Annotated in this window: 21 protein-coding genes; 14 read left to right on the top strand and 7 right to left on the bottom strand. The window is 58.2% G+C overall.

The window, feature by feature from the left end; translation table 11 throughout:
- The first annotated feature begins 165 nt into the window (after positions 1-165).
- The 10 genes from ACOTY9_RS07205 to iolB all read left to right on the top strand — a co-directional run bounded on the left by ACOTY9_RS07205 (position 166) and on the right by iolB (position 13,295).
- Complete coding sequence (locus tag ACOTY9_RS07205) at positions 166-1,671, top strand: CoA-acylating methylmalonate-semialdehyde dehydrogenase (RefSeq protein ID WP_348565345.1); 1,506 nt, start codon at positions 166-168, stop codon at positions 1,669-1,671.
- A gap of 11 nt (positions 1,672-1,682) precedes the next feature.
- Positions 1,683-3,608, top strand: a complete 1,926-nt coding sequence (gene iolD, locus ACOTY9_RS07200; RefSeq protein ID WP_348565346.1) for a 3D-(3,5/4)-trihydroxycyclohexane-1,2-dione acylhydrolase (decyclizing) — start codon at positions 1,683-1,685, stop codon at positions 3,606-3,608.
- Between the two features lie 302 nt (positions 3,609-3,910).
- Positions 3,911-4,897 (top strand): inositol 2-dehydrogenase, encoded by a 987-nt coding sequence (gene iolG / locus ACOTY9_RS07195; RefSeq protein ID WP_023294280.1) that lies wholly within the window; start codon positions 3,911-3,913, stop codon positions 4,895-4,897.
- Positions 4,898-4,928: 31 nt separating this feature from the next.
- Positions 4,929-5,858, top strand: a complete 930-nt coding sequence (locus tag ACOTY9_RS07190; RefSeq protein ID WP_008502118.1) for a sugar ABC transporter substrate-binding protein — start codon at positions 4,929-4,931, stop codon at positions 5,856-5,858.
- A gap of 54 nt (positions 5,859-5,912) precedes the next feature.
- Entirely contained in the window at positions 5,913-7,460 is a 1,548-nt protein-coding gene (locus tag ACOTY9_RS07185) for a sugar ABC transporter ATP-binding protein (RefSeq protein WP_180262311.1), read from the top strand.
- 11 nt (positions 7,461-7,471) lie between these two features.
- On the top strand, positions 7,472-8,500 hold the full coding sequence (locus ACOTY9_RS07180; RefSeq protein WP_014884792.1) for an ABC transporter permease: 1,029 nt from the start codon (positions 7,472-7,474) through the stop codon (positions 8,498-8,500).
- Between the two features lie 8 nt (positions 8,501-8,508).
- Positions 8,509-9,642, top strand: coding sequence for a Gfo/Idh/MocA family protein (locus ACOTY9_RS07175; protein ID WP_014884791.1), 1,134 nt, complete (start codon positions 8,509-8,511; stop codon positions 9,640-9,642).
- Positions 9,643-9,654: 12 nt separating this feature from the next.
- A complete protein-coding gene (locus ACOTY9_RS07170) occupies positions 9,655-11,559 on the top strand; it encodes a bifunctional 5-dehydro-2-deoxygluconokinase/5-dehydro-2-deoxyphosphogluconate aldolase (RefSeq protein WP_023331065.1) in 1,905 nt (634 codons plus the stop codon).
- Positions 11,560-11,570: 11 nt separating this feature from the next.
- Positions 11,571-12,461, top strand: coding sequence for a myo-inosose-2 dehydratase (gene iolE / locus ACOTY9_RS07165; protein ID WP_014884789.1), 891 nt, complete (start codon positions 11,571-11,573; stop codon positions 12,459-12,461).
- 9 nt (positions 12,462-12,470) lie between these two features.
- Positions 12,471-13,295, top strand: a complete 825-nt coding sequence (gene iolB, locus ACOTY9_RS07160; protein ID WP_023331063.1) for a 5-deoxy-glucuronate isomerase — start codon at positions 12,471-12,473, stop codon at positions 13,293-13,295.
- Between the two features lie 49 nt (positions 13,296-13,344).
- On the opposite strand, the gene ACOTY9_RS07155 is transcribed toward iolB, so the two are convergent.
- Complete coding sequence (locus tag ACOTY9_RS07155) at positions 13,345-14,088, bottom strand: alpha/beta fold hydrolase (protein ID WP_023331062.1); 744 nt, start codon at positions 14,086-14,088, stop codon at positions 13,345-13,347.
- Positions 14,089-14,099: 11 nt separating this feature from the next.
- Entirely contained in the window at positions 14,100-14,561 is a 462-nt protein-coding gene (locus tag ACOTY9_RS07150; RefSeq protein WP_348565347.1) for a DUF6130 family protein, read from the bottom strand.
- A 212-nt stretch (positions 14,562-14,773) separates the two neighbouring features.
- On the opposite strand from ACOTY9_RS07150, the gene ACOTY9_RS07145 reads away from it, so the two are divergent.
- Entirely contained in the window at positions 14,774-15,499 is a 726-nt protein-coding gene (locus ACOTY9_RS07145; RefSeq protein WP_075210164.1) for a 3-oxoacyl-ACP reductase family protein, read from the top strand.
- Positions 15,500-15,530: 31 nt separating this feature from the next.
- Here ACOTY9_RS07145 and ACOTY9_RS07140 read toward each other — a convergent pair whose 3' ends face one another.
- Positions 15,531-15,701: a YfgG family protein gene (locus ACOTY9_RS07140; protein WP_047026901.1), complete on the bottom strand. Its 171-nt coding sequence runs from the start codon at positions 15,699-15,701 to the stop codon at positions 15,531-15,533.
- Positions 15,702-16,072: 371 nt separating this feature from the next.
- On the opposite strand from ACOTY9_RS07140, the gene ACOTY9_RS07135 reads away from it, so the two are divergent.
- Positions 16,073-18,313 carry an EAL domain-containing protein gene (locus tag ACOTY9_RS07135; protein WP_014884782.1) on the top strand — a complete coding sequence of 747 codons (2,241 nt, stop codon included), beginning with the start codon at positions 16,073-16,075 and terminating at the stop codon, positions 18,311-18,313.
- A gap of 4 nt (positions 18,314-18,317) precedes the next feature.
- Here ACOTY9_RS07135 and ppx read toward each other — a convergent pair whose 3' ends face one another.
- The 4 genes from ppx to purM all read right to left on the bottom strand — a co-directional run bounded on the left by ppx (position 18,318) and on the right by purM (position 23,796).
- Positions 18,318-19,856, bottom strand: a complete 1,539-nt coding sequence (gene ppx, locus ACOTY9_RS07130) for an exopolyphosphatase (protein ID WP_014884781.1) — start codon at positions 19,854-19,856, stop codon at positions 18,318-18,320.
- 3 nt (positions 19,857-19,859) lie between these two features.
- Positions 19,860-21,920 (bottom strand): polyphosphate kinase 1, encoded by a 2,061-nt coding sequence (ppk1, locus tag ACOTY9_RS07125; RefSeq protein WP_014884780.1) that lies wholly within the window; start codon positions 21,918-21,920, stop codon positions 19,860-19,862.
- Between the two features lie 200 nt (positions 21,921-22,120).
- The gene (gene purN / locus ACOTY9_RS07120) at positions 22,121-22,762 is read right to left on the bottom strand and encodes a phosphoribosylglycinamide formyltransferase (protein ID WP_348565348.1); all 642 of its coding nucleotides are present in this window, start codon (positions 22,760-22,762) and stop codon (positions 22,121-22,123) included.
- Positions 22,759-23,796 carry a phosphoribosylformylglycinamidine cyclo-ligase gene (purM, locus tag ACOTY9_RS07115; RefSeq protein WP_023331057.1) on the bottom strand — a complete coding sequence of 346 codons (1,038 nt, stop codon included), beginning with the start codon at positions 23,794-23,796 and terminating at the stop codon, positions 22,759-22,761. Before purM ends, purN begins: the two co-directional genes overlap by 4 nt.
- Positions 23,797-24,062: 266 nt before the next feature.
- Between purM and ACOTY9_RS07110 the strand changes: the two genes are divergently transcribed.
- Both ACOTY9_RS07110 and upp read left to right on the top strand, forming a co-directional pair.
- Entirely contained in the window at positions 24,063-25,493 is a 1,431-nt protein-coding gene (locus ACOTY9_RS07110) for a 6-phospho-beta-glucosidase (protein WP_014884777.1), read from the top strand.
- 216 nt (positions 25,494-25,709) lie between these two features.
- Positions 25,710-26,336, top strand: coding sequence for a uracil phosphoribosyltransferase (upp, locus tag ACOTY9_RS07105; RefSeq protein ID WP_008501641.1), 627 nt, complete (start codon positions 25,710-25,712; stop codon positions 26,334-26,336).
- Positions 26,337-26,405 lie beyond the last annotated feature (69 nt).

The following is a 26,405-nucleotide window of genomic DNA, read 5'->3' as shown; positions in this document are numbered from 1 at the left end:
CGCACGCTGCGTCAGTATTGTTGGCTGTTAACATAAAAATCCATCCTTGATCACAATAATCATCATTTATTTTATTTCAACTTAAAATGGAATATTTGTTTCATATATAGTGTTCGGTACACAGTGTTCAGGTAACAGTCACGTATCAACAGCGAGAGGTTAAGGATGGAGACGGTAGCGAATTTTATTCACGGCGAATGTGTCACCGGTTCAGGCCAGCGCGTTCAGGCGATCTTCAACCCGGCCACCGGCAAGCAAATCCGCCAGGTGGTGATGAGTACGGCACAGGAAACGGAGCAGGCAATTGCCGCCGCGCAGCAGGCGTTTCCTGCGTGGGCGCGTCATGCCCCGCTTAAGCGCGCACGCGTGATGTTCCGCTTCAAGGCGCTGCTGGAAGAGAACATGGATCGCCTGGCCCGTCTCATCAGCGAAGAGCACGGCAAGGTCTTCTCCGACGCGGTGGGCGAACTCACCCGTGGTCTGGAAGTGGTGGAATTTGCCTGCGGTATCCCGCATCTGCAAAAAGGTGAGCACTCAGCCAACGTCGGCACCGGCGTTGACAGCCACTCGCTGATGCAGCCGCTCGGGGTCTGTGTTGGGATCACGCCGTTTAACTTCCCGGCGATGGTGCCGATGTGGATGTTCCCGATTGCGCTGGCGACCGGAAACACCTTCGTGCTGAAACCGTCAGAAAAAGATCCCTCCCTGGCGCTCGCGCTGGCGCAGCTGCTGAAAGAGGCTGGCCTGCCGGACGGCGTGTTCAACGTGGTGCAGGGTGACAAAGAGTCCGTTGACGTGCTCCTGACCGACCCGCGCGTGCAGGCGGTGAGCTTTGTCGGCTCGACGCCGATTGCCGAATACATTTACCAGACCGCGTCCGCCCACGGAAAGCGCTGTCAGGCACTGGGTGGCGCGAAAAACCACTGTATTCTCATGCCGGATGCCGACATGGAAATGGCCGCCAACGCCATTATGGGCGCAGGCTTCGGTGCGGCGGGGGAGCGTTGCATGGCGCTCTCGGTGGTGCTGGCGGTGGGGGATAAAACCGCCGATGACCTCTGCGCCCGGCTGGAAAAACAGATTGCCACCCTGCGCGTCGGGCCGGGTCTGGACCAGACGCAGGAAAACGAAATGGGGCCGCTCATCTCCTCGGCGCACCGCAGCAAGGTGCTGGGCTATATCGACAGCGGGGAAGCGCAGGGCGCGACACTTCGCGTGGACGGTCGCAGCTTCAGCGTGCAGGGGCACGAGCAGGGCTATTTCGTCGGGCCGACGCTGTTTGATAACGTCACCCCGGAGATGACCATCTATAAAGAAGAGATTTTCGGCCCGGTGCTTTCTGTGGTGCGCGTAGCAGATTACGCCAGCGCGGTGGACCTGATTAACCGCCATGAATATGGTAATGGTTCGGCAATCTTCACCCGTGACGGCGGCTGCGCGCGTCGCTTCTGCGAAGAGGTGCAGGCGGGCATGGTCGGGGTCAATGTGCCGATCCCGGTGCCGATGGCATTCCACAGTTTCGGTGGCTGGAAGCGCTCTATCTTTGGTGCGCTCAACGTCCACGGCAACGACGGCGTGCGTTTCTACACCCGAATGAAAACCATCACCGCACGCTGGCCGGAAATGCAGCAGGAGACAGGCGCTGCGTTCTCCATGCCAACGCTGGGCTGACAGGAGGCGTTATGCAAACCGAACGTATGACTATGGCCCAGGCGCTGGTCCGATTCCTTAATCAACAATACGTCAGCGTGGATGGCGACGAAATGCCCTTCGTGGAGGGCGTGGCGACTATTTTCGGGCACGGTAACGTGCTCGGCATCGGCCAGGCGCTGGAACAAGATCCGGGCCATTTGCAGGTGATGCAGGGCTGCAACGAGCAGGGCATTGCCCATATGGCGACGGGATTCGCCAAACAGCACCGCCGTCAGCGCATTTTCGCCGTCACCTCCTCCGTCGGGCCGGGCGCCGCCAATATGGTGACCGCGGCGGCAACCGCTACGGCGAACCGCATTCCGCTGCTATTGCTGCCGGGCGATATCTACGCCAGCCGCCAGCCGGACCCGGTGCTGCAACAGATCGAGCAGTATCACGATCTCAGCATCAGCACCAACGACTGCTTCCGTCCTGTCTCCCGCTACTGGGACCGTATCAACCGTCCCGAGCAGCTGATGAGCGCCATGCTAAGCGCGATGCGAACGCTTACTGACCCCGCCAATACCGGGGCGGTGACCCTCTGCCTGCCGCAGGACGTGCAGGGGGAAGCCTGGGATTATCCCCTGAGCTTCTTCGCGCGCCGCGTGCACCACATCGAACGTCGTCCGCCTGACCCGCAGCGTCTGGTGCAGGCGCGGGCGCTGATCGCCCGCAAGCGTCGTCCGCTGGTGGTGTGCGGCGGCGGCGTGCGCTATTCCGGCGCGCATGAGGCGTTTCGCGAATTTGTCGAGACGCTGCATCTGCCGTTTGCCGAAACCCAGGCCGGGAAGGGGGCGCTGGTAAGTGACCACCCACTTAACCTGGGTGGCGTTGGGGTGACGGGGGGACTGGCAGCCAACCAGCTCGCGCCCCAGGCGGATTTAGTGATTGGCATCGGCACGCGTCTTACTGACTTTACCACCGGCTCCAAGGCGCTCTTTTCCCATCCGGACGTCGAATTCCTGCTGCTGAACGTGGCGGAGTTTGACGCCCTGAAGCTGGACGCCACCGCACTGATCGCCGATGCTCAAACCGGGCTTCAGGCCTTAACCCACGCGCTCAGGGATTATCGCAGCAGCTGGGGAGACGCGATCGCCCAGGCGAAATCCGCGTGGCGCGACGAGTGCCGTCGCCTGTGGGATCGCCAGTGGCATCCTGCTGATGCGCCCGAAGTGGCGGGGCACCTGGATATCCAACTGGTGGAATATGGCGAAACGCTCAACACCCGCCTGACCCAGACGCGGGTGCTGGGGCTGATCAACCAGCATATTGAAGATAGCGCCATCGTGGTGGGGGCGGCCGGATCGCTGCCGGGCGATTTACAGCGGCTCTGGCAGGTGAAAACGCCGGACAGCTATCACCTGGAATACGGATACTCCTGCATGGGCTACGAGATTGCGGCGGCCATCGGTGCGAAGCTCGCCAGACCCGACCAGCCGGTGTACGCCATGGTGGGGGATGGCTCGTACATGATGCTGCACTCCGAGCTGCAAACCGCGGTGCAGGAGGGGATTAAGGTCACCGTTCTGCTGTTTGATAACGCCAGCTTTGGCTGCATTAACAACCTCCAGATGGGGCACGGCATGGGGAGCTTTGGTACCGAAAACCGCCATCGCAACCCGGAAACCGGACGGCTGGACGGGCCGCTGGTGAAGGTCGATTTTGCCCAAAACGCGGAAAGTTACGGCTGCCGCGCGTGGCGGGTGAACGATGAGCAAAGCCTGCTGGCGGCGCTGGAGGCGTCACGCGCGCATCCGGGCCCTACGCTGCTGGACATCAAGGTGCTCCCGAAGACCATGACCCATGACTACGCCTCGTGGTGGCGAACCGGCGACGCGCAGGTGGCGGCGTCTTCTGCCGTGCGTGAAGCCGCTCTGCAAACGCAGGCGCAGGTGAAAAAAGCCCGCCAGTATTAAGTTTTCCCGCCGTAACGAAATTTTCATTTCATTTTTTTGTTTCCCCTCACCCTAACCCTCTCCCTCAGGGAGAGGGGACGAATCGGTGCGGTTTTTACTCCCTCTCCTTGAGGGAGAGGGCTGGGGTGAGGGGGAAATGGCTGTTCTCCTATGTTGTGAGATTGATAACAAAATTTATCTCATTCATCTCAAAAGTGTTAACCCGCACTCAAAAACATAATTTTCACTATTTATAAAAATGAAATAAATGTTTTATTTATAGGGTCGTTAGTTCACAGCATTCACCAACACCGGGAGCCGTTATGTTTAACATTGCTTTACTGGGCGCTGGCCGAATTGGCCAGGTACATGCAGCTAACATCGCCAGCCACGGCGCGACCACGCTCTGGTCCGTGGTTGACCCGAATCAGGAATTTGCCACCCGTCTCGCCACGCAGTATCAGGCCCGTCAGCAGAGCCTGGATGAAGCGATGACCGACCCTAACGTTCACGCCGTGCTGATTGCCTCCGCCACCGATACTCACGCGGACCTGATTGAAATGGCCGCCCGCCACGGCAAGGCTATCTTCTGCGAAAAGCCGGTCCACCTCGACCTTGCCCGCGTGCGCGACTGCCTGAAAGTGGTCAAAGAGTACGATGTGCCGCTGTTTATCGGCTTTAACCGCCGCTTTGACCCACAGTTCCGCCGGGTGAAAACCGACGCCCAGGCCGGGCGCATCGGCAAGCCGGAATCGCTGCTGATTATCTCCCGCGATCCGTCTCCGCCGCCTGCAGAGTACGTGCGCGTCTCTGGCGGCATGTTCCGCGATATGACCATTCACGACTTTGATATGGCGCGCTTCATCATGGGCGAAGAGCCGGTGTCGGTCTATGCCCAGGGCAGTAACCTGGTCGATCCGGCGATTGGCGAGGCGGGGGATATCGACACCGCATTTATCGTTCTGAAATATGCCTCCGGCGCGATGGCGACCATCGTCAACAGCCGCCGCTCATCTTACGGATACGACCAGCGCCTGGAGCTGCACGGCTCCGAAGGGCTGCTGTGCGCGGGCAATATTCTGGAAAACCAGGTGCAGCACTACGGCAAACAGGGCTGCACCAGCGCGCTGCCGGAACACTTCTTCCTGCAGCGCTACAAATCCGCTTACGCTGCGGAATGGGAACACTTTGTTGCGGTCCTGCGCGGCGAAGCGGTGCCTGACTGCAGCGGTGATGATGGTGAACGTGCGCTGTACCTCGCGGATAAAGCGCTGGAGTCGCTGCGTAGCCAGCGCGAGATCGTCCTCTAAACACAACCACCCTACACAGAGAGACATAATAATGAAAAAACTGATCGTAGCCGCCCTCATCGCCATGACGTCCGGGGCTGCCCTCGCCGAAAACGAGCAAATTGTTTTCAGTACGCCAAACCTGGCCATGCCGTTTGAAGTACACATGCAGCGCACGGCGGTGAAAGCCGCAAAAGAGATGGGCGTGAAGCTTCAGGTGCTGGACGGGCAGGGCAGTTCACCGAAACAGGTGGCTGACCTGGAAAATGCCATCACCCGTGGGGCGCAGGGCTTTATCGTCTCCCCGAATGACGTAAACGCCGTCTCCAGCGCGGTAGATGAAATTCAGGATGCGAAGCTGCCGGTGGTGACCCTTGACCGCTCCGTCGACAGCCAGAAAAAAGTGCCGCACTTCGGGGCTAACAACTACAAAGGCGGCCAGGCGATTGGCGACTTCGTGAAAACCAAATTCCCCGACGGGGCGGAGATTATTCTGCTGACCGGTCAGCCGGGCTCCTCCTCCAATATTGAACGCACCAAAGGGATCCGCGACAGCCTGAAGGCGGGTGGGGATAAGTACAAGATCGTCGCCGATCAGACCGGAAACTGGATGCGTTCGGAAGGGATGCGCATCGTGGAAAGCGTTCTGCCTTCTCTGCCGAAACGCCCGCAGGTGATCCTCTCCGCTAACGACGATATGGCGCTGGGCGCGATTGAAGCGCTGCAGAGCCAGGGCGTGAAGCCGGGCGAAATTCTGGTCACTGGTTTTGATGCGGTACCGGAAGCGCTGGCCCGCGTGCGCGACGGCTGGCTGGCGGTAACGGCGGATCAGCGTCCGGGCTTTGCGGTGCAGACGGCGATGAGCCAGCTGGTGGCCAACGTGCGCGAGAAGAAAGCCATCACCGGGGCCGACTACCCGCCGACGCTGATCACCAAAGAGAATCTGCAGCAGGCTGAACGTATCGGTGAGGCCGGTAACTGACGTATCCGCAGCCGCCGCGCGAGCGGCGGCGCACTCTAAAGGAGGAGCAGACCGATGTCGCAACCCTTACTGAAAGTGACCGACCTGGCCAAAAGTTTTTCCGGCGTCTGGGCGCTGAGCAGCGCTCAGCTGACCGTCGGCGCGGGGGAGATCCATGCCCTGCTGGGGGAAAACGGAGCGGGAAAATCCACGCTGCTGAAGGCGCTCGCGGGCGCGCAGCCGCAAACCCGGGGGGATATCTGGTTTAACGGCGAAATGCTGCCGGTGGATGATTCCCCCGTTGAGCGGCAAAACAAGGGCATTATCACCATCTATCAGGAATTTAACCTGCTGCCCAATATGACCGTCGCGGAAAACATGTTTCTCGGGCGCGAACCGCGCAAACGTAACCTGATCGTCGACGAAAAAGCGGTTAACCAGGAGGCGCAGGTCATTCTCGATTACCTGCAGCTGAACGTTGCGCCAACCACGCCGGTGGCCCGCCTGAGCGTCGCCCAGCAGCAGATGGTGGAGATTGCCCGGGCGCTGACCCTCAACGCCAGGCTGATTATCATGGATGAACCTTCTGCCGCGCTGAGCGACAGCGAGGTGGAAAGCCTGCACCGCGTGGTACGTGAGCTGAAAAACCGCGGGGTGAGCATTATTTACGTTACCCACCGTCTGCATGAAGTTTTCCAGCTCTGCGACCGCTTCACCGTTTTCCAGGACGGCCGTTTCACCGGTACCGGTGCGGTGGTGGAAACCAACGTTGAGCAGCTGATCCGCCTGATGGTCGGGCGCGACGTGGCCTTTAATCGTCGTCCGGCCAGCGAAACGCATCATGAAGATAAACCCGTCCGCCTGGCGGTGAAGGGGCTGAGCCGCGAGAAGCCGCCGCTCGATCCCCACGGCATTGCCCTGCACGACATCAGCTTCCACGTCCACGCCGGGGAAGTGTTAGGGATTGCTGGCCTGGTGGGCGCGGGGCGTACCGAAGTGGCGCGCTGTCTGTTCGGCGCAGATGCCTTTACCTCCGGCAGCTTTGAGCTGGACGGCGTGCCGTACCAGCCGCGCGACCCGCTCTACGCCCTCGATCAGGGCGTGGCGCTGGTACCGGAAGACCGTAAAAAAGAGGGGGCGGTGCTGGGGCTGTCGATTCGCGACAACCTGTCGCTCTCCTGCCTCTCCTCGCTGCTGCAGTGGCGCTGGTTCGTGAATACCCGCAAAGAGGACGATCTGATTGAGTCCTACCGCCAGGCGCTGCAGATCAAAATGGTCAACAGCGCGCAGGAGGTGCGCAAGCTCTCCGGCGGTAACCAGCAAAAGGTGATCCTCGCGCGCTGCATGGCGCTCAATCCTCGCGTGCTGATTGTCGATGAGCCGACGCGCGGTATCGACGTGGGCACCAAATCGGAAGTGCACCAGGTGCTGTTTGAGATGGCGAAAAAGGGCGTGGCGGTGATCGTGATCTCCTCCGATCTGCCTGAAGTGATGGCGGTATCTGACCGGATCATCACCCTCAGTGAAGGGCGGGTGACCGGCGAGATCCACGGTGACGACGCTAACGAAGAACGGCTGATGACGATGATGGCCATCAACCACAACGCCCTGAACGCGGCATAACGGAGTTTCTCATGACGCAGATGATTTCTAAAACGCAGGCCCCGGTCAAACGCGCCGGACGTATCGATCCCATCGCCTTCTTCGAGCGATTCGGGGTGCTGATTTTCATGATCCTGCTGCTGATCTTCTTCCAGTCGCAGAACAGCAACTTTTTCTCTGAACGCAATATTTTCAACATATTAACCGAAGTCTCCATCTACGGGATCATGGCCGTGGGGATGACTTTCGTCATCCTGACCGCCGGGATCGACCTCTCCGTCGGCTCCATTCTGGCGGTGTGCGCCATGACTGCGGCGTACGTGATCAAGGGCGACAACTTCACCACCGTCGACCCGAACGCCTGGGGAGGCATGAGCTGGCTGATTGGGCTGGGGATTTGTCTGGCGATGGGCACGGCAATTGGCTTCCTGCATGGTCTGGGCGTCACGCGCCTGCGCCTGCCGCCGTTTATAGTCACCCTCGGCGGGATGACCATCTGGCGTGGCCTGACGCTGGTGATTAACGACGGCGCGCCGATTGCCGGTTTCGACCCGGGTTACCGCTGGTGGGGGCGCGGGGAGTTGCTCGGCATCTCCATTCCTATCTGGATATTCGCCCTCGTCGCCTTGGGGGGGTATCTGGCGCTGCATAAAACCCGCTGGGGCCGTTTCGTCTACGCCATTGGCGGAAACCCGGAGGCGGCACGCCTGGCGGGGGTGAACGTCAAGCGCGTGCTGGTCAGCGTCTACGTGCTGATTGGCTGTCTGGCGGGGCTGGCGGGCTTCATTCTGAGCGCGCGTCTGGGAAGCGCCGAGGCGGTAGCCGGGATCTCCTTTGAGCTGCGCGTCATCGCCTCGGTGGTGATCGGCGGTACCTCGCTGATGGGCGGTTACGGGCGTATTGGCGGCACCATTATCGGCTCCATCATCATGGGCATTCTGATTAACGGCCTGGTGCTGATGAACGTCTCAGCCTACTACCAGCAAATTATCACCGGATTAATTATCGTTCTGGCGGTGGCGTTTGACACCTACGCCAAGAGCCGTCGCGGCGCACTGTGAGGATCATGATGAAAGAGGTTCGTATTGGATTGATTGGCACCGGGTATATCGGCAAGGCGCACGCCATCGCCTATGCCCAGGCCCCGACGGTGTTCAACCTGCGCGGCAGGCTGGTGCGCGAGATGGTGGCGGAAGTTACGCCGGAACTGGCGGCAGCGCGGGCGCAGGCGTTTGGCTTCAACCGCTCCACCGGGGACTGGCGGGCGCTGGTGGCCGACCCGGCCATTGACGTGGTGGATATTTGCTCTCCCAACCATCTGCATAAAGAGATGGCGCTGGAGGCGATCCGTCACGGCAAACACGTCTACTCCGAAAAGCCGCTGGCGCTCAACGCCCATGACGCGCGTGAAATGGTCGACGCCGCAAAGCGGGCAGGGGTGAAAACGCTGGTGGGGTTCAACTACATGAAAAACCCGACCGCGCAGCTGGCGAAGGAGATTATCGCGCGCGGTGAGATTGGCGAGGTGATCCACTTCTACGGCACTCACAACGAAGATTATATGGCCGACCCGCTCTCGCCCATTCACTGGCACTGCTTCAAAGAGACCGCAGGCCTGGGGGCGCTGGGTGACCTCGCGGCGCATATCGTCAATATGGCCCAGTACCTGGTGGGAGATATCGAGCAGGTCTGCGGCGACCTGAAGATCGTGGTCCCGGCACGTCCGGCGAAGGCGGGTTCGGCAGAGATGATTGCCGTCGAAAACGAGGATCAGGCCCACGCGATGGTGCGTTTTGCGGGCGGGGCGCAGGGCGTCATTGAAACCTCCCGCGTCGCCTGCGGCCGCAAGATGGGGCTGTCGTATGTCATCACCGGGACGAAAGGTGCCATCAGTTTCACTCAGGAGCGCATGGCCGAGCTGAAGCTCTATCTACATGACGACCCGGTGAACCGTCAGGGGTTCCGCACGCTGCTCGTCGGCCCGGCTCACCCGGACTACGGTGCGTTCTGCATGGGGGCAGGCCATGGGATTGGCTTTAACGATCAAAAAACGGTGGAGGTGCGTGACCTGGTGGACGGGATTGCCGCCGACGCGCCGATGTGGCCGGACTTCGAAGAGGGCTGGAAGGTGTCTCGCGTGCTGGACGCGATAGCACTCTCACACCTGGAAGGCCGCTGGCTGAACGTGAACGACATTGTCTGAAGAGGGTTCAACGTGGAAAAGCAGTTTGATGTGATATGCATGGGCCGCGTGGCGGTAGACCTCTACAGTCAGCAAATTGGCGCCCGTCTGGAAGATGTGTCGAGCTTCGCCAAATATCTTGGCGGGTCGTCCGGCAACGTGGCGTACGGCACCGCGCGACAGGGGTTACGCTCGTCGATGCTGGCGCGCGTCGGCGATGAACATATGGGCCGCTTCCTGCGGGAAGAGTTAAACCAGGTGGGCTGCGATACCAGCCATCTGATTACCGACAAAGAACGCCTCACGGCGCTGGTGCTGCTCGGCATTAAAGACCGGGACACTTTTCCTCTGATTTTTTATCGCGATAACTGCGCGGATATGGCGATTACCGCCAGCGATGTGGACGAAAGTTACATTGCCTCCGCACGGTGTCTTGCCATCACCGGGACTCACCTTTCTCATCCCCAGACCCGCGAGGCGGTGCTGACGGCGCTGGGCTATGCCCGCCGCCACGGCGTGCGCACGGTGCTGGATATCGACTACCGTCCGGTGCTGTGGGGGCTGACCTCCTTAGGCGACGGGGAAACGCGCTTTATCGCCGCCGATAAGGTCACCCGCGAGCTGCAGGAGGTGCTGCACCTCTTCGACGTGATTGTCGGCACCGAGGAGGAGTTCCACATTGCGGGCGGCAGCACCGATACCTTGCAGGCGCTGGCGCAGGTGCGTGGCGTGAGTCAGGCTACGCTGGTCTGCAAACGCGGCGCGCTGGGCTGTTCGGTCTATACCGATGCCATTCCGCCTCGTCTGGACGACGGCCTGACGGTGACCGGCGTGCGCGTCGAGGTGCTGAATGTCCTCGGCGCAGGGGACGCGTTTATGTCCGGCCTGCTGCGCGGTTACCTGAACGACGAAGGCTGGGAGCAGGCGTGCCGCTATGCCAATGCCTGCGGTGCGCTGGTGGTCTCCCGCCACGGCTGCGCTCCGGCGATGCCGAGCAAAACAGAGCTGGATGATTATCTTTCTCGCGCCGCACGTGTTCCGCGCCCGGATCTTGACCCGCGTCTTAACCATCTCCACCGGGTGACGACCCGCCGTCGCGAATGGCCGGAGCTGTGCGTGATGGCTTTCGACCATCGCAGCCAGCTGGAAGAGATGGCGCTGCAGTGCGGTGCGTCGATCGGGCGCATTCCGGCACTGAAGCAGCTGATCCTCCAGGCCAGCCGCGAGGCGGCAAACCGCGCCGGGCTGGAGGGTAAAGCCGGTCTGCTGTGCGACGGCACCTTTGGTCAGGATGCGCTAAACGCCATCACCGGGGAAGGGTGGTGGATTGGTCGTCCCATCGAGCTGCCGGGCTCCCGGCCGCTGGAGATGGAGCACGGTAACATCGGCACCCAGCTCATCAGCTGGCCGCAGGAGCACGTGGTGAAATGTCTGGTCTTTTTCCATCCGGAAGATGCCCACGGCCTGCGCCTTGAGCAGGAGCAGAAAATCGCCGAGGTGTACCACGCCTGCTGCCAGTCCGGGCATGAACTGCTGCTGGAGGTGATATTGCCCGCCAGCATGCCGCGCAGCGACGCGCTCTACCTGCGCGCCATCTCCCGTTTCTACAACCTGGGGATTTACCCTGACTGGTGGAAACTGCCGCCGCTCTCAGCCAGCGGCTGGACGGCACTGAACGAGATTATCGAACGTCGGGACCCGCACTGCCGCGGGGTGGTGATCCTCGGTCTGGATGCCCCGGCAGAGCAGCTGCGTGCCGACTTCAAAGCCGCCGCAGGGCAGACGCTGGTTAAAGGCTTCGCCGTGGGGCGCACGCTGTTTGGCGACGCCTCCCGCGCGTGGCTGAAACACGATATTGACGATGCGCAGCTGGTGGCGCGCATCCGGGACAACTACCTGCAGCTTATCGCCTGGTGGCGCGAGCGCGGACACGCATAATGGAGACGACAATGAGTGTACAACTGGGCATTAACCCGCTGACGTGGACGAACGACGATCTGCCTTCCCTCGGCGCGGAGACGTCGCTGGAGACCTGCCTGAGCGAAGGCAAAGAGGCCGGTTTTGCCGGTTTCGAACTGGGCAATAAATTCCCGCGCGAGGCGCGCCTGCTCGGCCCGATTTTACAGCGCCACGACCTGCAGCTGGTCTCCGGCTGGTACTCTGGCCGCCTGCTGGAGCGCAGCGTGGAGGAGGAGATCGCCGCCGTGCAGCCCCACCTGACGCTGTTGCGCGAGCTGGGGGCGAAGGTGCTGGTCTTTGCGGAAGTGAGCGGCTGTATTCACGGCGAGCAGCAGACCCCGGTGCATCTGCGCCCGCGCTTCCCGCAGGAACGCTGGAAGGAGTACGGGGAGAAGCTCAGCGAATTTGCCCGCTATACGCAGCAGCAGGGGGTGCAGATTGCCTACCATCACCATATGGGCACGGTGATTGAGTCCGCCGACGACGTGGACAACCTGATGACCCACACCGGTGAGGAAGTGGGGTTACTGCTGGATACCGGCCATCTGACCTTTGCCGGAGCCGACCCGCTGGCGGTGGCGCAGCGCTGGGCGTCGCGCATCAACCACGTTCACTGCAAAGACGTGCGTGCCGACGTGCTGGCGGACGTTAAAAACCGCAAAACCAGCTTCCTCGATGCGGTGCTAAGCGGCGTATTTACCGTACCGGGTGACGGATGCGTCGATTACCCGCCGATCATGCGGCTGCTGAAAGCGCAGGATTATCACGGCTGGCTGGTGGTCGAGGCGGAGCAGGATCCGGCGATTGCCCATCCGCTGACCTATGCCCGTCTGGGGTATAACAACCTGAGCCGCCTGGCGCACGACGCCGGGCTTATCTGAGGAGGTGACATGTCACGTCTGTTATCACGCTGGCAACAGCCGAATGCTGAGGGGCGCACCCAGTCCGTTACGCCGGAAAGTGCGGGATGGGGATATGTCGGTTTTGAGGCATATGAATTGCAGGAGGGGCAGGTGCTGACGCTGCCCGCCATCAACGAAGAGCGCTGCCTGGTGCTGGTCGCCGGACGCGCCTCCATCAGCACGCCCTCCGCGCAGTTTAACGATATTGGCGAGCGGATGAGCCCGTTTGAGCGCATTAAGCCGTGGGCGGTGTACGTCACCCCGCAGGAGACGGTGCAGGTGACGGCGCTGACGACGCTGGAGCTGGCCGTCTGCGCTGCGCCGGGCAAAGGCACATACCCGACGCGGCTGATTGCGCCGCAGGACATCGACGGCGAGGCGCGCGGCAAGGGGCACAACCAGCGCTATGTGCATAACATTCTGCCGGAAGGTAAATCTGCCGACAGCCTGCTGGTAGTGGAGGTCTGGACCAACGAAGGGTGTACCAGTTCCTACCCGAGCCACAAGCACGACACGGATAATCCGCCGCAGGAAACCTATCTGGAGGAGACCTACTACCATCGCCTCAACCCGGAGCAGGGGTTCTGCATGCAGCGCGTCTACACCGACGACAGAACGCTGGACGAGTGCATGGCGGTCTACGACCGTGATGTGGTCATGGTGCCGAAGGGATATCACCCGGTGGCGACGATGGCCGGGTACGACAGCTATTACCTCAACGTGATGGCCGGCCCGGTACGCAAATGGATGTTTACCTGGGAAGAAGACCACGCGTGGATTAATCAGGATTATCCCGCTACAGGCAAGCACTGAAGCGGATTTTTTGCCGGGTGGAGCTGCGCTTACCCGGCCTGTGAAACGCTTACCTTGCTTCTAACGCCTGCTCAATCGTTCGGGCGATGGCCTCTGGCTGGCTCACCATCGACACGTGACTCGCCGCGACCCCGGTGGTTTTCGCGTGGATCGTCTTCGCCATCGCGCGCTCAAGCGCGGGGTTAATCATCCGGTCATTCTCACTCACCACATACCAGCTCGGTTTATCGTGCCACGCGGCGTGAGTGACCTTTTCGCCAAATGCATCGGCTTTAATTGGCCCCTGCGTGGCGGCGATGGTCAGTTGTTCAGCCGGTTTCACATCCGGTGCGAAATCCTTCCTGACGGCTTCGGTCGGCAGGTATAAGTCGCCGTCAGCCGTTTTAGCGATGCCTGCACTTCCGGGCGGGGCCGGGAAGGTATTCGCCAGCTCTGCCGTCGACTGGCCGGAATCCGGCGCGAACGCCGCCACGTAAACCAGCGATTTAACCCGTGCATCGTTGCCCGCTTCGCTAATCACGGTGCCACCCCAGGAGTGACCGACCAGCACGACGTCCCCCTTAGCACGGGCGATGGCGCGCTGGGTGGCCGCAACGTCATCTTTTAGCGACGTAAGCGGGAGCTGAACGGCGATGACCTCGGTATGGTGTTTTTGCAGCCGGGTAATCACCTTATTCCAGCTGCTGCCGTCGGCAAACGCGCCATGTACCAGCACGACGCTGGTTTTATTCTCTGCAAAAGCGCTGGCCGAAAGCGCCAGCAGGCCTGCTGTCAGTACAGACAGTGCTTTCATCTTCAGACTCCTTAAAAATGGTGGATCGCCGCGTGGGGCGGCACGGTGAATTCGATGGTTTTGTGATCGAGGGGCTTATGCGTCGGATCGGCCAGAATAATCGTCACCTTGTGCTTACCGGCGGGCAGACCCACCAGAATCACCGGCTCTCCGCTGGCGTCAGCCCAGTGCCACGGCGCGTCATCTACCACGACGTGGATGTGGCCGATGCGAGGTGTGACTTTCAGCGCGTCGGGCCCAAATACAGGTTCAATGCGCAGGTTTTCGGCCCGGTACTGAATAAACACCGCGCCTTTGCTCAGCGGCCCGGCAAGCGGTGGATCGACTATCAGCTTTGCGGGCGGCTGCGGCTGTACCAACGGCGCAACGGCGGCTGGGCCATTAACATCGGCGGCGCTGAGGTTGCTCAGGGGCGCGGCGCAGACGGAAGACGTCAGAGCGAGTAAAGGAAGTAACAGATGCTGGCGAATCATTTCGGTATCTCCTCGTGGGTTTATGTCACGAGAGACAGCAGACCATTTTTATGTATCGCGTCTGTTTGCTTAAGTGGGATTTTTGTATCGATGCGTAAGCCTGGTGGGGGAGATACGGTGAGATACATTTCGTCTGAGCATGACGAGACGTTTGCTGGCATGGTGCCTTCAGGCGCATCCATCCGATGCGGATACTTCCCGGAGAAAACATCATGAAGAGTGAAAAAGTTGCATTGATTTTCGGCGGCGCACGCGGAATTGGCGCGGCTATAGCGACGCGGCTGGCGAAGGAAGGCTATCGCGTTGCCGTGACATGGGTATCACGCCCGGACCGGGCTAATGCTCTCGTCTCATCCATTACTGATGCGGGCGGGGTGGCGCTGGCGATTAACGCTGATAGCGCTGACGCAACGGCGATTCAGGCCGCGGTCGATGCCACGATTAACCATTACGGCAGGCTGGATGTTGCCGTAGTGAACGCAGGCGTACTGCGGCTGGGCATGCTTGAGGATTATCAACTGGACGATCTGGACGCCACCCTGTCGGTGAACGTGCGCGGCGTTTTCCTCTCTGTCCAGGCGGCAGCTAAGCGAATGAGGGAAGGGGGGAGGATAATCACCATTGGCAGCAATACCGCTGTGCGAACCGGGCATGCGGGAAGTAGCGTTTATGCGATGAGCAAAGCTGCGGTGGCAGCCATGGTGCAAAACCTGGCGCTGGATCTGGCTCCGAAGCGGATCACAATCAACAATATCCAGCCCGGTCCCATCGCCACGGATATGACGGCCGGAATGGAAGAGCAGATCACTGCACATATCCCTTTGAAACGCATTGGGCAGCCTGAGGAGATCGCATCGCTTGCCGCATGGCTTTCGGGAGAAGAGTCTGGGTATATGACCGGAGCGAGCCTGACCATTGACGGTGGATTCGTGCTTTAACAGCTAAGGGCAGGGAAGCCCGATGTTGTGACTAGCGCTCGGGGGCGTCGACCACCAGACCCGTTTGCTGCGACTGGATCTTGTCCTGATGGTGATACCAGGCGCCAATGGAAGAGTAAACGAAGCGGCCAAAGAAAAACAGAAAGCTGATGAGCAGTATGATGCGGGTCATTCGGGTGTTAAAACGGTGTCGTTTGCGCATACGCGTGGCCTGACTCACTCTCTTTTTCCTGGGCATGCCCTTTTGGGCGATGGGGATATTAAGGCACAGCGGAAAGACAGGGTCAATTCCGCAATGTGTAAATAACCGTCAGTGTTTACATTAATTATTGTTATTGAAATTGATTGTTGCATTTACCATATTGATAATATGAGGAAAATTATTTCAAAAAAAACGCATGTAAGGCTTATTTGCATAAAATAGTTTGATTTAAGTCAACGGATTCCCGGCTCTGGTATTTAAAATCCCTCCTCCACACTGTTCGCCCTGCACATCACCGGGGCGGCGTCAGGTCAGGTTGGATGCCTGTCTTTATTTTCCCTCTGGAGTAAAAGGGGTTTAACCGGGCATCTATGAACATTTTCGCTTTTCTTAAAAACAATAAAAACCGCTGGTGGGCATTGCCGCTTATTTTGCCGGTGGGGTTACTGCCCGTGCTGAGCGTGGCGAATACGTTCACGCAGCTGGGCGACGGCATTGCGGCGCTCTATTATTTACCGCTCTCTTTTTTGCTTTCGCTGATGATGTTTTTTGGTCTGGAAGCTCTGCCCGGTATTGTACTGGCGCTGTTTATTCGCTATTACCCGTCGGTCGGGCTGTTCGAAACCGTCGCCGGTGTGTTCCATTTTATCGTCCCGTTAGTGCTCAGCTGGGGCGGCTATCGGGTTTTTGCGCCCAGACGAAATATGACGGCCTATGGCGACGTGCGGCTGATGGCGCAGCGTATGTTCTGGCAGGCCTTCTGCCCTGCGACGCTGTTTCTGGTGCTGTTCCAGTTTGCGGTGTATCTCGGCATATATGAGAGTCGTCAGAGCCTGGCGGGGCTGAACCCTTTTAATATTCGCACGCTGATCAACTATCAGGCCCTGCTGGTCAGCGGGCTGACGGGCGTGCCGCTATGTTATCTGCTGATCCGCCTGATTCGTCATCCGCGTTATCTCAACAGTCTCATCTCGCAGATCCGTAGCCAGATAGACGCAAAAGTGACGCCCGCTGAGTTTCTGATTTGGGCTGTTGCGCTCGGCGGGCTGATTTCGCTGCTGCTGCTCCCGATGAATGAAAACAGTTCCATTTTCACCACCAACTATACCCTGTCGTTGCTGATGCCGGTGATGCTCTGGGGGGCGATGCGCTTTGGCTATAAGCTGATTTCGCTTATCTGGACGCCGATACTGCTGGTGTCTATCCACTATTTTTACCGCTATATCCCAATCAACCAGGGATACGACATTCAGCTGGCGATCACCTCTTCCAGTTACCTGGTCTTTTCGTTCGTGGTGATTTACATGTCGATGCTGGCGACCCGGCAGCGCGCGGTGAACAAGCGTGCCCGCAGGCTGGCGTTACTCGACCCGGTTATGCATATGCCTAACCTGCGGGCGCTGTCGCGCGATCTGGCGAAAAACCCGTGGTCGGCGCTCTGTTTAGTGCGTATTCCTGAGCTGGAGATTCTGGGGCGTAACTATGGCGTGTTGCTGCGCATTCAGTACAAACAGCGGCTGGCGCAATGGATTAATGCCAGGCTCCAGTCCAACGAAAAGGTTTATCACCTCACGGGCTGTGACCTGGCGATTCGCCTTAACGCGGAATCGCACCAGCAGCGGATTGAAACTCTGGACGAGCATATCAAACAGTTCCGCTTTATCTGGGATGGCATACCGTTGCAGCCGCAGGTGGGCGTGAGCTACTGCTATGTACGTTCGCCCGTCAACCACCTCTATCTGGTGCTGGGCGAGCTGGGGGTAGTGGCTGACCTGTCGCTCTCCTCTAACCACCCGGAAAACCTTCAGCAACGTGGTGCCGTCCACCTGCAGCGTAGCCTGAAGGATAAAGTCGCGGTGATGAGTCGCCTGCAGCGTGCGCTGGATAACAACGAATTCACGCTGCTGGTTCAGCCCGTGCGCGGCCTGCGGGGGGACAGCTATCACGAAGTGCTGCTGCGCATGACCGATGCAAACGGGCTGTTAATCTCGCCTGAACAATTCCTGCCCGTTGCCCAGGAGTTTGGACTCTCTTCGCGGGTGGATTTGTGGGTACTGGACCACACGCTGCGCTTCCTTGCAGCGCACCGCGAGAAACTGCCCGGCCAGCGCTTTGCCATTAATCTGGCCCCTTCAACGGTGTGTCGGGTGCAGTTCCCGCTCGAGGTGAGTCGTCTGCTGACCCACTATGCCATCGAGCCGTGGCAGCTGATCTTTGAAGTGACGGAGTGCAGCACCTTCTGCAACGCGGAACAGGCGCTACACATCCTCAGGCAGTTGCAGAAAATGGGGGTACGCATTGCGATTGATGATTTCGGTACCGGTTATGCGAGCTATGCGCGGCTGAAAAGCGTGGATGCCGACATTCTCAAGATTGACGGCAGCTTCATCCGTAATATCGTCAACAACAGTCTGGACTATCAGATTGTGGCGTCTATCTGCCATCTGGCACGCATGAAGAAGATGCTGGTGGTGGCGGAGTATGTCGAGACCGAAGAGATACGTAGCGCGGTTCACGCGCTAGGCATCGATTATGTGCAGGGTTATCTGATTGGCAAGCCGGTTGCGCTTGAGTCACTGGCGGAAACTGAGGCGTCCACCGCGGACGCCTGAGTCATCATGCGGCGACGTCGGCGCTCTCTTCCTTGATTTTGAGCATCCAGCCGGTGACCGCTTCCCAGTACTGCTGCTCTTTTTCCAGATCCAGCAGGACCAGCGCGTTCTGGCTGAACCAGTCGTGCGGGAAGCTCAGCGTCCAGTGGTGATCGTCGGTTGTCAGCTTCAGCGTCGGCGGCGTCGTGGTGGCCTGACGCTGGTTATTGAGCAGCACGCCCAGACGCAGCAGCTGGATGAGCGGCAGGAACTGCTTCTTCTTGAACAGCGTGAAGCGCGGCAGATCGTCGAGCTTGATGGCCTTGCGGTGATAACGCACCAGCGTCGCCATCATGGTTTGCTGCTCCTGGTTAAAGCCAGGCAGATCGCTGTTTTGCAGAATATAGGCCGAATGGCGGTGCATTCCGCTGTGATTAATGTTCAGCCCCACCTCGTGCAGCATCGCGGCCCATTTCAGCAGGGCGGCAAGCTGCGGGTGCGCGAGCTTAGGATTCTGTTCTTCCCACTGTTCGTACATCTGGACCGTTGTTTCCAGCACGCGCTTCGCCTGCTCGCGGTCGATGTTGTACTGGTTGGCCAGGCTTTGCGCGGTGCGGCTGCGAATGTCCTGATGGCGGAAGCGGCCTTCCATCTCATACAGCACGCCTTCACGCAGCGCACCGTCGGAGAGACGCAGCTCCTTAATGGCAAGCGCATCAAACACGCCGCAGAGGATAGCCAGACCCGGTACAAATACCGCCTTACGTTCGTCAGAAAGACCCGGCAGGCTTAGGGCGTCAAAACTTTTATGCTTCAGCACTTCTTCGGTCAGCAGGGTCAGGCGTTCAGGCGTGATAAACCCGTCTTTTTCACCCATTGCCAGCAGGACTTCATGCGCCGCCTTGATGGTACCCGACGCGCCCAACGCCACGTTCCAGCCCTGAATACGGTACTGCCAGGCCAGATTTTCCAGCTTCTGGACCGCGGCCATACGCGCCCGCTGGAAGTTTTCACGGGTGATGGCGCCGCCCGGGAAATACATCTGCGCGAAGCTGACGCAGCCCATACGGCGGCTTTCCACCAGACGCGGCTCAAAGTCTTCGCCGATCACCAGTTCCGTAGAACCCCCGCCAATGTCGATAACCAGCTTGCGCCCTTTTTCCGGCTGGGTGTGCTCAACACCCATGAAAATCAGACGCGCTTCCTCGTTACCGGAGATGATCTCAATCGGGTAGGGGATCACTTTTTCGGCTCGCTTGAGGAACTCCGGGGCGTTCAGCGCCTGGCGCAGCGTGTGGGTCCCCACAATGCAAACGCTGGAAGGCGAGAAGCCCTGCAGGCGCTCAGCAAACAGGGACAGGCAGTTTAAGCCGCGCTCCATCGCCTCTTCGCTCAGCATGCTGCGTTCATCAAGACCATCCGCCAGGTGTACGCGCTGCTTCAGACGACCGATGATCTGCAGCGCGCCATCCACCTCACGGGCGATGACCATGTGGAAACTGTTAGAGCCAAGATCGACCGCGGCGAATTCCTGCGGGCGTGGGGTCTTATCATTTATCGGCATAGGTTAATCGGGTTGCTCGAGTGATTTGATATAGTCGTAAATCGCCAGTTGCGACCGCACTTTGCGACGATTGCCGCGCGGTACATAGCGGTTACTGAGTTCTTTGTCGATATAGCGCGCTTTCACCGTATCGCTGAACAGGATCTCGATAATGTCGAGGATACGCTGTTTCAGGCGCGGATCCAGCAGCGGGGTCGCGACTTCAATTCGATAGTCAATATTGCGCGTCATCCAGTCTGCCGAAGAGAGATAGACCTGTTTATCACCCGCATTATCGAAAATATAGACCCGATCGTGTTCCAGGTAGCGATCAACAATGCTGATAACGCGAATATTGTCGCTGATGCCTTCCAGTTCCGGGATCAGCGAGCACATGCCGCGGATGAGCAGGTTAACCGGCACGCCGGAACTGGACGCCGCATACAGACGGTCCACCAGACCTTTATCGACCAGGTTGTTAAGCTTCAGCGTGATGCCAGATGACAAACCTTTCTGGGCATTGGCGATCTCTTTATCGATCATATCGTACAGCAGGCGGCGCGAGTTCTGCGGCGAGACCAGCAGATAGTCAAAGCTCACCGGGCGGTACGGGTTCTCAATAAAGTTAAATACACGGCGCACTTCGTTAGTGATGCGGGCATCGGCGGTGAGCAGCGAGTAGTCAGTGTAAATCCGCGCCGTTTTCTCGTTGAAGTTCCCGGTTCCGATGTGGGCATAACGCACCACGTCTTCGCCCTCTTTACGGGAGATCAGGAACAGCTTGGCGTGAATTTTCAGCCCAGGCGCGGAGAAGATGACGTGCACACCCGCTTCCGTCAGACGGCGCGCCCAGTGAATGTTGGCTTCTTCATCGAAACGTGCCTGCAGCTCTACTACCACGGTCACTTTTTTGCCGTTGTGCGCCGCATGGATCATCGCGTCGATGATGCGGGAATCTTTTGCCACGCGGTAGATGTTGATTTTGATCGCCAGCACGCTCGGGTCGAAAGAGGCCTGACGCAGCAGTTCAAGCACGTGTTCAAACGTGTGGTACGGATAGTAGAGCAGGACGTCACGTTCGCGAATGGCGTCAAACCCGTTGCGGAATTTATCAAACCAGAGATGGCGCAGGCGCGGCAGCGGCTTGTTCACCAGGTTGGCTTTGCCAACGTTCGGGAAGCCAATAAAGTCTTTAAAGTTGTGGTAACGGCCACCGGGTACGATGGAGTCATAGCGCGAAATGGTCAGTTTCTCGCGCAGCATCTCCACCATGGCGTCCGGCATATCGCGCTGGTAAACAAAGCGGACCGGCTCGGCCGTCAGGCGCTGTTTCAGGCTGGAGGACATCAGCTCCATCAGGCTGGCTTCCATCTCGTGGACCAGGTCGTATTCGGCGTCACGGGTCATCTTCATCGAGTAGGCGTTTAGCGCATCGTAGTCGAAGAAGCCTTTGAAGATGTCGTCCAGACAGTAACGCAGGATGTTATCCAGCAGGATCATCGGCTTGCGTCTGCGCGGGGTTTCCGGCGGCAGGTTCACAAAGCGCGGCACCTTGTCGGACGGGATCTCCAGCAGCGCGTAGCTGATGGACTCACCGCGAATAATTTCCACGGCCAGATAGGTGTAGTCATCCTTCAGGAACTGCACCAGGTCGGTTTCGCGGTTAATCAGAATCGGGGTAATGTGCTGGCGGAGATAATGTTTGAAGTAGTGGCGCAGCCAGTTTTGTTGGTTAACGGAAAGCTGACGTTCGTTAATCAGGAAGATTTGATTGCGCGCCATCTCCAGCAGCAGTTCGTTATACAGGCCGTCAAACTCCTGATCGGCTTTCAACACGCGGGACTGGATTTTACCCAGCAGATGACGCGAGTGAGAATTTAAGCCCTGTTCTTCGCTGATGATGATCCGTCTTTTCAGCTCGGCAAAGCGAACCTTGTAGAACTCATCCAGGTTGTTGGAATAAATGCCCAAAAAACGCATGCGTTCGATCAGCGGGTTACTTTTGTCGGCCGCTTCCTGGAGTACACGTTCGTTAAATGCTAACCAGCTTAGCTCTTTCTCGATATATAACTTTTCCTGACCCATTACAGCTCACACTCCAGTTCAATCACAGGACGTGGTAAATCCGTCTCGTCCTTATTATGGCGAGCATTTCCACGATATGTCCAACAGTGCCAGAAAAGTATGACAGTTATTTTTTTTGTTGGGGATTTTAGAGAGTTGGGGGAGGCAATATCGGGTAATGCAATAAGTCGGGTAAGCGTAGCGCCACCCGACATAACAAACTACTCTTCGGCCGCATAACCCTGAGGTGGAAGCTTAACGCCGTCCAGCCAGGCTGCACCGTCGCGCATTTCAAGACGCCCGTCAACAAACCAGCTGACCACCAGCGGGTAGATGGCGTGTTCCTGGGTTTGCACGCGCTCGGTCACGTCGTCTTCGTTGTCGCCATCAAAGACCGGGACTTTCGCCTGCAGGATCACCGGGCCACCGTCCAGTTCGTCGGTGACGAAATGCACAGAGGTACCGTGCTCCTCATCGCCATTTTCCAGCACCTGACGGTGTGTGTGCAGGCCGGGATATTTTGGCAGCAGGGAAGGGTGGATATTCAGCAGTCGCCCGGCGAAGTGTTCGACAAACGCCGGGCTCAGAATACGCATATAGCCCGCCAGTACGACCACGTCCGGTGCATAGGCATCAATCTCTTGAACCAGTTCGCGGTCGAAGGCTTCACGCCCGGCGAACTGGCTGGCTTCCAGCGCGTGCGCGGGAATGCTCTCTTGCCGCGCGCGCTCAAGGCCGAACGCGTCGGCCTTGTTGCTGAATACTGCCCGAATGGTGCCGTTAATTTTCTTCTGTTTACAGGCGTCTATGATGGCCTGCAAATTACTTCCGTTGCCGGAAATGAGCACCACGATGTTTTTCATTCAATGACCACACGCTCTTCGGAATCGGAGGCTTTAATCGTACCGATTTTCCACGCGTTTTCACCTTTCTCGGTCAACAGCTTAACCGCTTTATCGGCTTCGCTTGCTGGGAGGGCGATAACCATGCCCACGCCGCAGTTAAAGGTGCGGTACATTTCGTGAGAACTCACGTTGCCTGCGGTCTGCAGCCAGTTAAAGACTGCCGGCCACTGCCATGAGGATTCGTCGATCACCGCCTGGGTGTTATCCGGCAGGACGCGCGGAATGTTTTCCCAGAAGCCGCCGCCGGTCAGGTGAGCAATGGCGTGAACGTCAACGTTCTCGATAAGCTCCAGTACGTTTTTCACGTAGATGCGGGTCGGGGCCAGCAGATGGTCAGCCAGCGGTTTACCTTCAAGCTCAGTGGTTTGTGGGTCGCAACCGCTGACTTCGAGAATTTTGCGCACCAGAGAGTAGCCGTTGGAGTGTGGGCCGCTGGAAGCCAGCGCAATCAGCACATCACCATCAGCCACTTTGCTGCCGTCGATAATTTCTGATTTTTCTACTACACCGACGCAGAAGCCTGCGACGTCATAATCTTCGCCGTGATACATGCCAGGCATTTCCGCGGTTTCACCGCCCACCAGCGCGCAGCCGGACTGCAGACAGCCTTCGGCGATACCGTTAATGACGCTGGCTGCGGTATCCACATCCAGTTTGCCGGTCGCGTAGTAATCGAGGAAGAACAGAGGTTCTGCACCCTGAACCACCAGGTCATTCACGCACATCGCAACCAGATCGATACCGATCGTGTCGTGACGTTTTAAATCCATCGCCAGGCGCAGTTTGGTGCCTACGCCATCAGTTCCCGAGACCAGAACAGGTTCACGATATTTTTGCGGCAGCGCGCACAGTGCGCCGAATCCACCCAGACCACCCATCACTTCCGGGCGGCGGGTTTTTTTCACCACACCTTTGATTCGGTCAACCAGCGCATTACCTGCGTCAATATCAACACCGGCATCTTTGTAGCTGAGAGAAGTTTTGTTGGTCACGGCTCAAGTCCCCACGCGATTGCATAGCTAGTAAGAAAAATCGGCGCAATTCTAACAGTCCAGGCAAACGTTTGCGAGCCTATTCTCGGTGGAGGGATCTTTTTTTCTCTCTGGCCATTGCGGGGCAACAAACTTGACTCTGTTCACGAAAATGAAACCGGTTTCGGTGATCTGCTTGCAACGGATAACCCCTTTGCACATCATCGAACTGAAACCGGTTTCTGTAATTGTTTTTGCAGAAAATAACGCAGAATGAGGGAAAGCGAATGTCAGGATTTAAAGCAGATTTTCTGTGGGGTGGTGCCGTTGCGGCGCATCAGCTGGAAGGCGGCTGGAAAGAGGGCGGCAAGGGCGTAAGCGTTGCCGACGTCATGACGGCGGGTGCGCATGGCGTACCGCGTGAAATCACCAACGGCGTGCTGGAAGGGAAGAATTACCCTAACCATGAAGCCATTGATTTCTACCATCGTTATAAAGAAGACATCAGACTCTTTGCCGAGATGGGGTTCAAATGTTTCCGTACCTCCATTGCCTGGACGCGTATCTTCCCGAAAGGCGACGAGCGGGAGCCTAATGAGGCTGGCCTGAAATTCTATGACGATCTGTTCGACGAATGCCTGAAGTACGGCATCGAACCGGTTATTACGCTTTCTCACTTCGAGATGCCTTTCCACCTGGTGACGGAATACGGCGGCTGGCGCAACCGTAAGCTGATCGACTTTTTCGTTCGTTTTGCAAAAGTGGTCTTCCAGCGCTATCAGCATAAAGTGAAATACTGGATGACCTTCAATGAGATCAACAACCAGGCTAACTTCCACGAAGATTTTGCGCCGTTCACCAACTCCGGGTTGAAGTATGCGCCGGGTGAAGACCGTGAGCCGGTCATGTTCCAGGCCGCGCACTACGAGCTGGTGGCCAGCGCCCTGGCGGTGAAGGCGGGACGCGAAATTAATCCGTCGCTGCAGATCGGCTGCATGATTGCTATGTGTCCTATCTATCCGCTGACCTGCGCGCCGGACGATATGATGATGGCGATGAATGCGATGCACCGTCGCTACTGGTTTACCGACGTGCACGTCCGCGGTAAGTACCCGCAACATCTGCTCAACTACTTTGAACGTCGCGGGTTCGCGCTGGATATTACCGATGAGGATAAAGCAGCGCTGCGCCAGGGGTGCGTTGATTATATCGGCTTCAGCTATTACATGTCCTTTGCCACCAAGGCGACGGCGGACAACCCGCAGCTTGATTACGACGAGAGCAAGAGCCTGGTCTCTAACCCGTATGTGCAGAAATCCGACTGGGGCTGGCAGATTGACCCGGTTGGGCTGCGCTACTCCCTGAACTGGTTCTGGGATCACTACCAGTTGCCGCTGTTCATTGTTGAAAACGGCTTTGGCGCGATTGACGTGCAGGAGAGTGACGGCACGGTAAACGATCGGTACCGCATTGATTACCTTTCTGCGCACATCCGCGAGATGAAAAAAGCGGTGGTGGAAGATGGTGTAGACCTGATGGGCTACACCCCGTGGGGCTGTATCGACCTTGTGTCTGCCGGCACCGGTGAAATGAAAAAACGCTACGGCTTTATCTTTGTCGATAAAGACAATGAAGGGAACGGCACGCTGAACCGCAGCAAGAAAAAGTCCTTCGACTGGTATAAGCAGGTGATTGCGAGCAACGGCGAGCAGCTATAATTGCCCGGTGGCGCTGCGCTTACCGGGCCTAAGGGACGTGTAGGCCAGGTAAGCGTTAGCGCCACCCGGCAGAACCCCGCACCCAAGCCGGAGCCCAGCCTCCGGCTTTTTTGTCTTTGATTGACATATGTCAAGCAAGATGGGTATGGCGCAATCCGAAAAAAGCGGTATAATCCCGCGATTTTTTTGCGGATGCCACCTCAGAGGAGAAAGAGAATGAAGATTGTGGAAGTGAAACACCCACTCGTTAAACACAAGTTGGGCCTGATGCGTGAGCATGACATCAGCACGAAGCGTTTTCGCGAACTGGCTTCTGAAGTGGGCAGCCTGCTGACCTACGAAGCAACCTCTGATCTGGAAACGGAAAAAGTCACCATCGAAGGCTGGAACGGCCCGGTGCAGGTTGAGCAGATCAAAGGGAAGAAAATTACCGTCGTGCCTATCCTGCGTGCCGGTCTGGGCATGATGGAAGGCGTGCTGGAGCACGTACCCAGCGCGCGCATCAGCGTGGTCGGTATCTACCGTAATGAAGAGACGCTGGAGCCGGTTCCTTACTTCCAGAAGCTGGTGTCCAACATCGACGAACGTATGGCGCTGGTGGTTGACCCTATGCTGGCGACCGGCGGTTCAATGATCGCCACCATTGACCTGCTGAAAAAAGCGGGCTGCAGCAGCATTAAGGTGCTGGTACTCGTTGCGGCACCGGAAGGGATCGCGGCGCTGGAAAAAGCGCACCCGGACGTTGAGCTGTACACCGCCTCTATCGACCAGGGTCTTAACGAGCACGGATACATCATCCCGGGGCTCGGCGATGCCGGCGATAAGATCTTTGGTACGAAATAATCGAATAACGATAAAAAAGCCGACTTTGATAGTCGGCTTTTTTTTGAATAAAACACCAACAACAAAACT

Origin of the sequence: Enterobacter cloacae complex sp. SHL012, from assembly GCF_049237505.1 — a bacterium.
Lineage (GTDB): Bacteria > Pseudomonadota > Gammaproteobacteria > Enterobacterales > Enterobacteriaceae > Enterobacter > Enterobacter kobei.
Note: the sequence above shows the minus strand (reverse complement) of the source record. Positions and strands in the feature narration are given on the sequence as shown.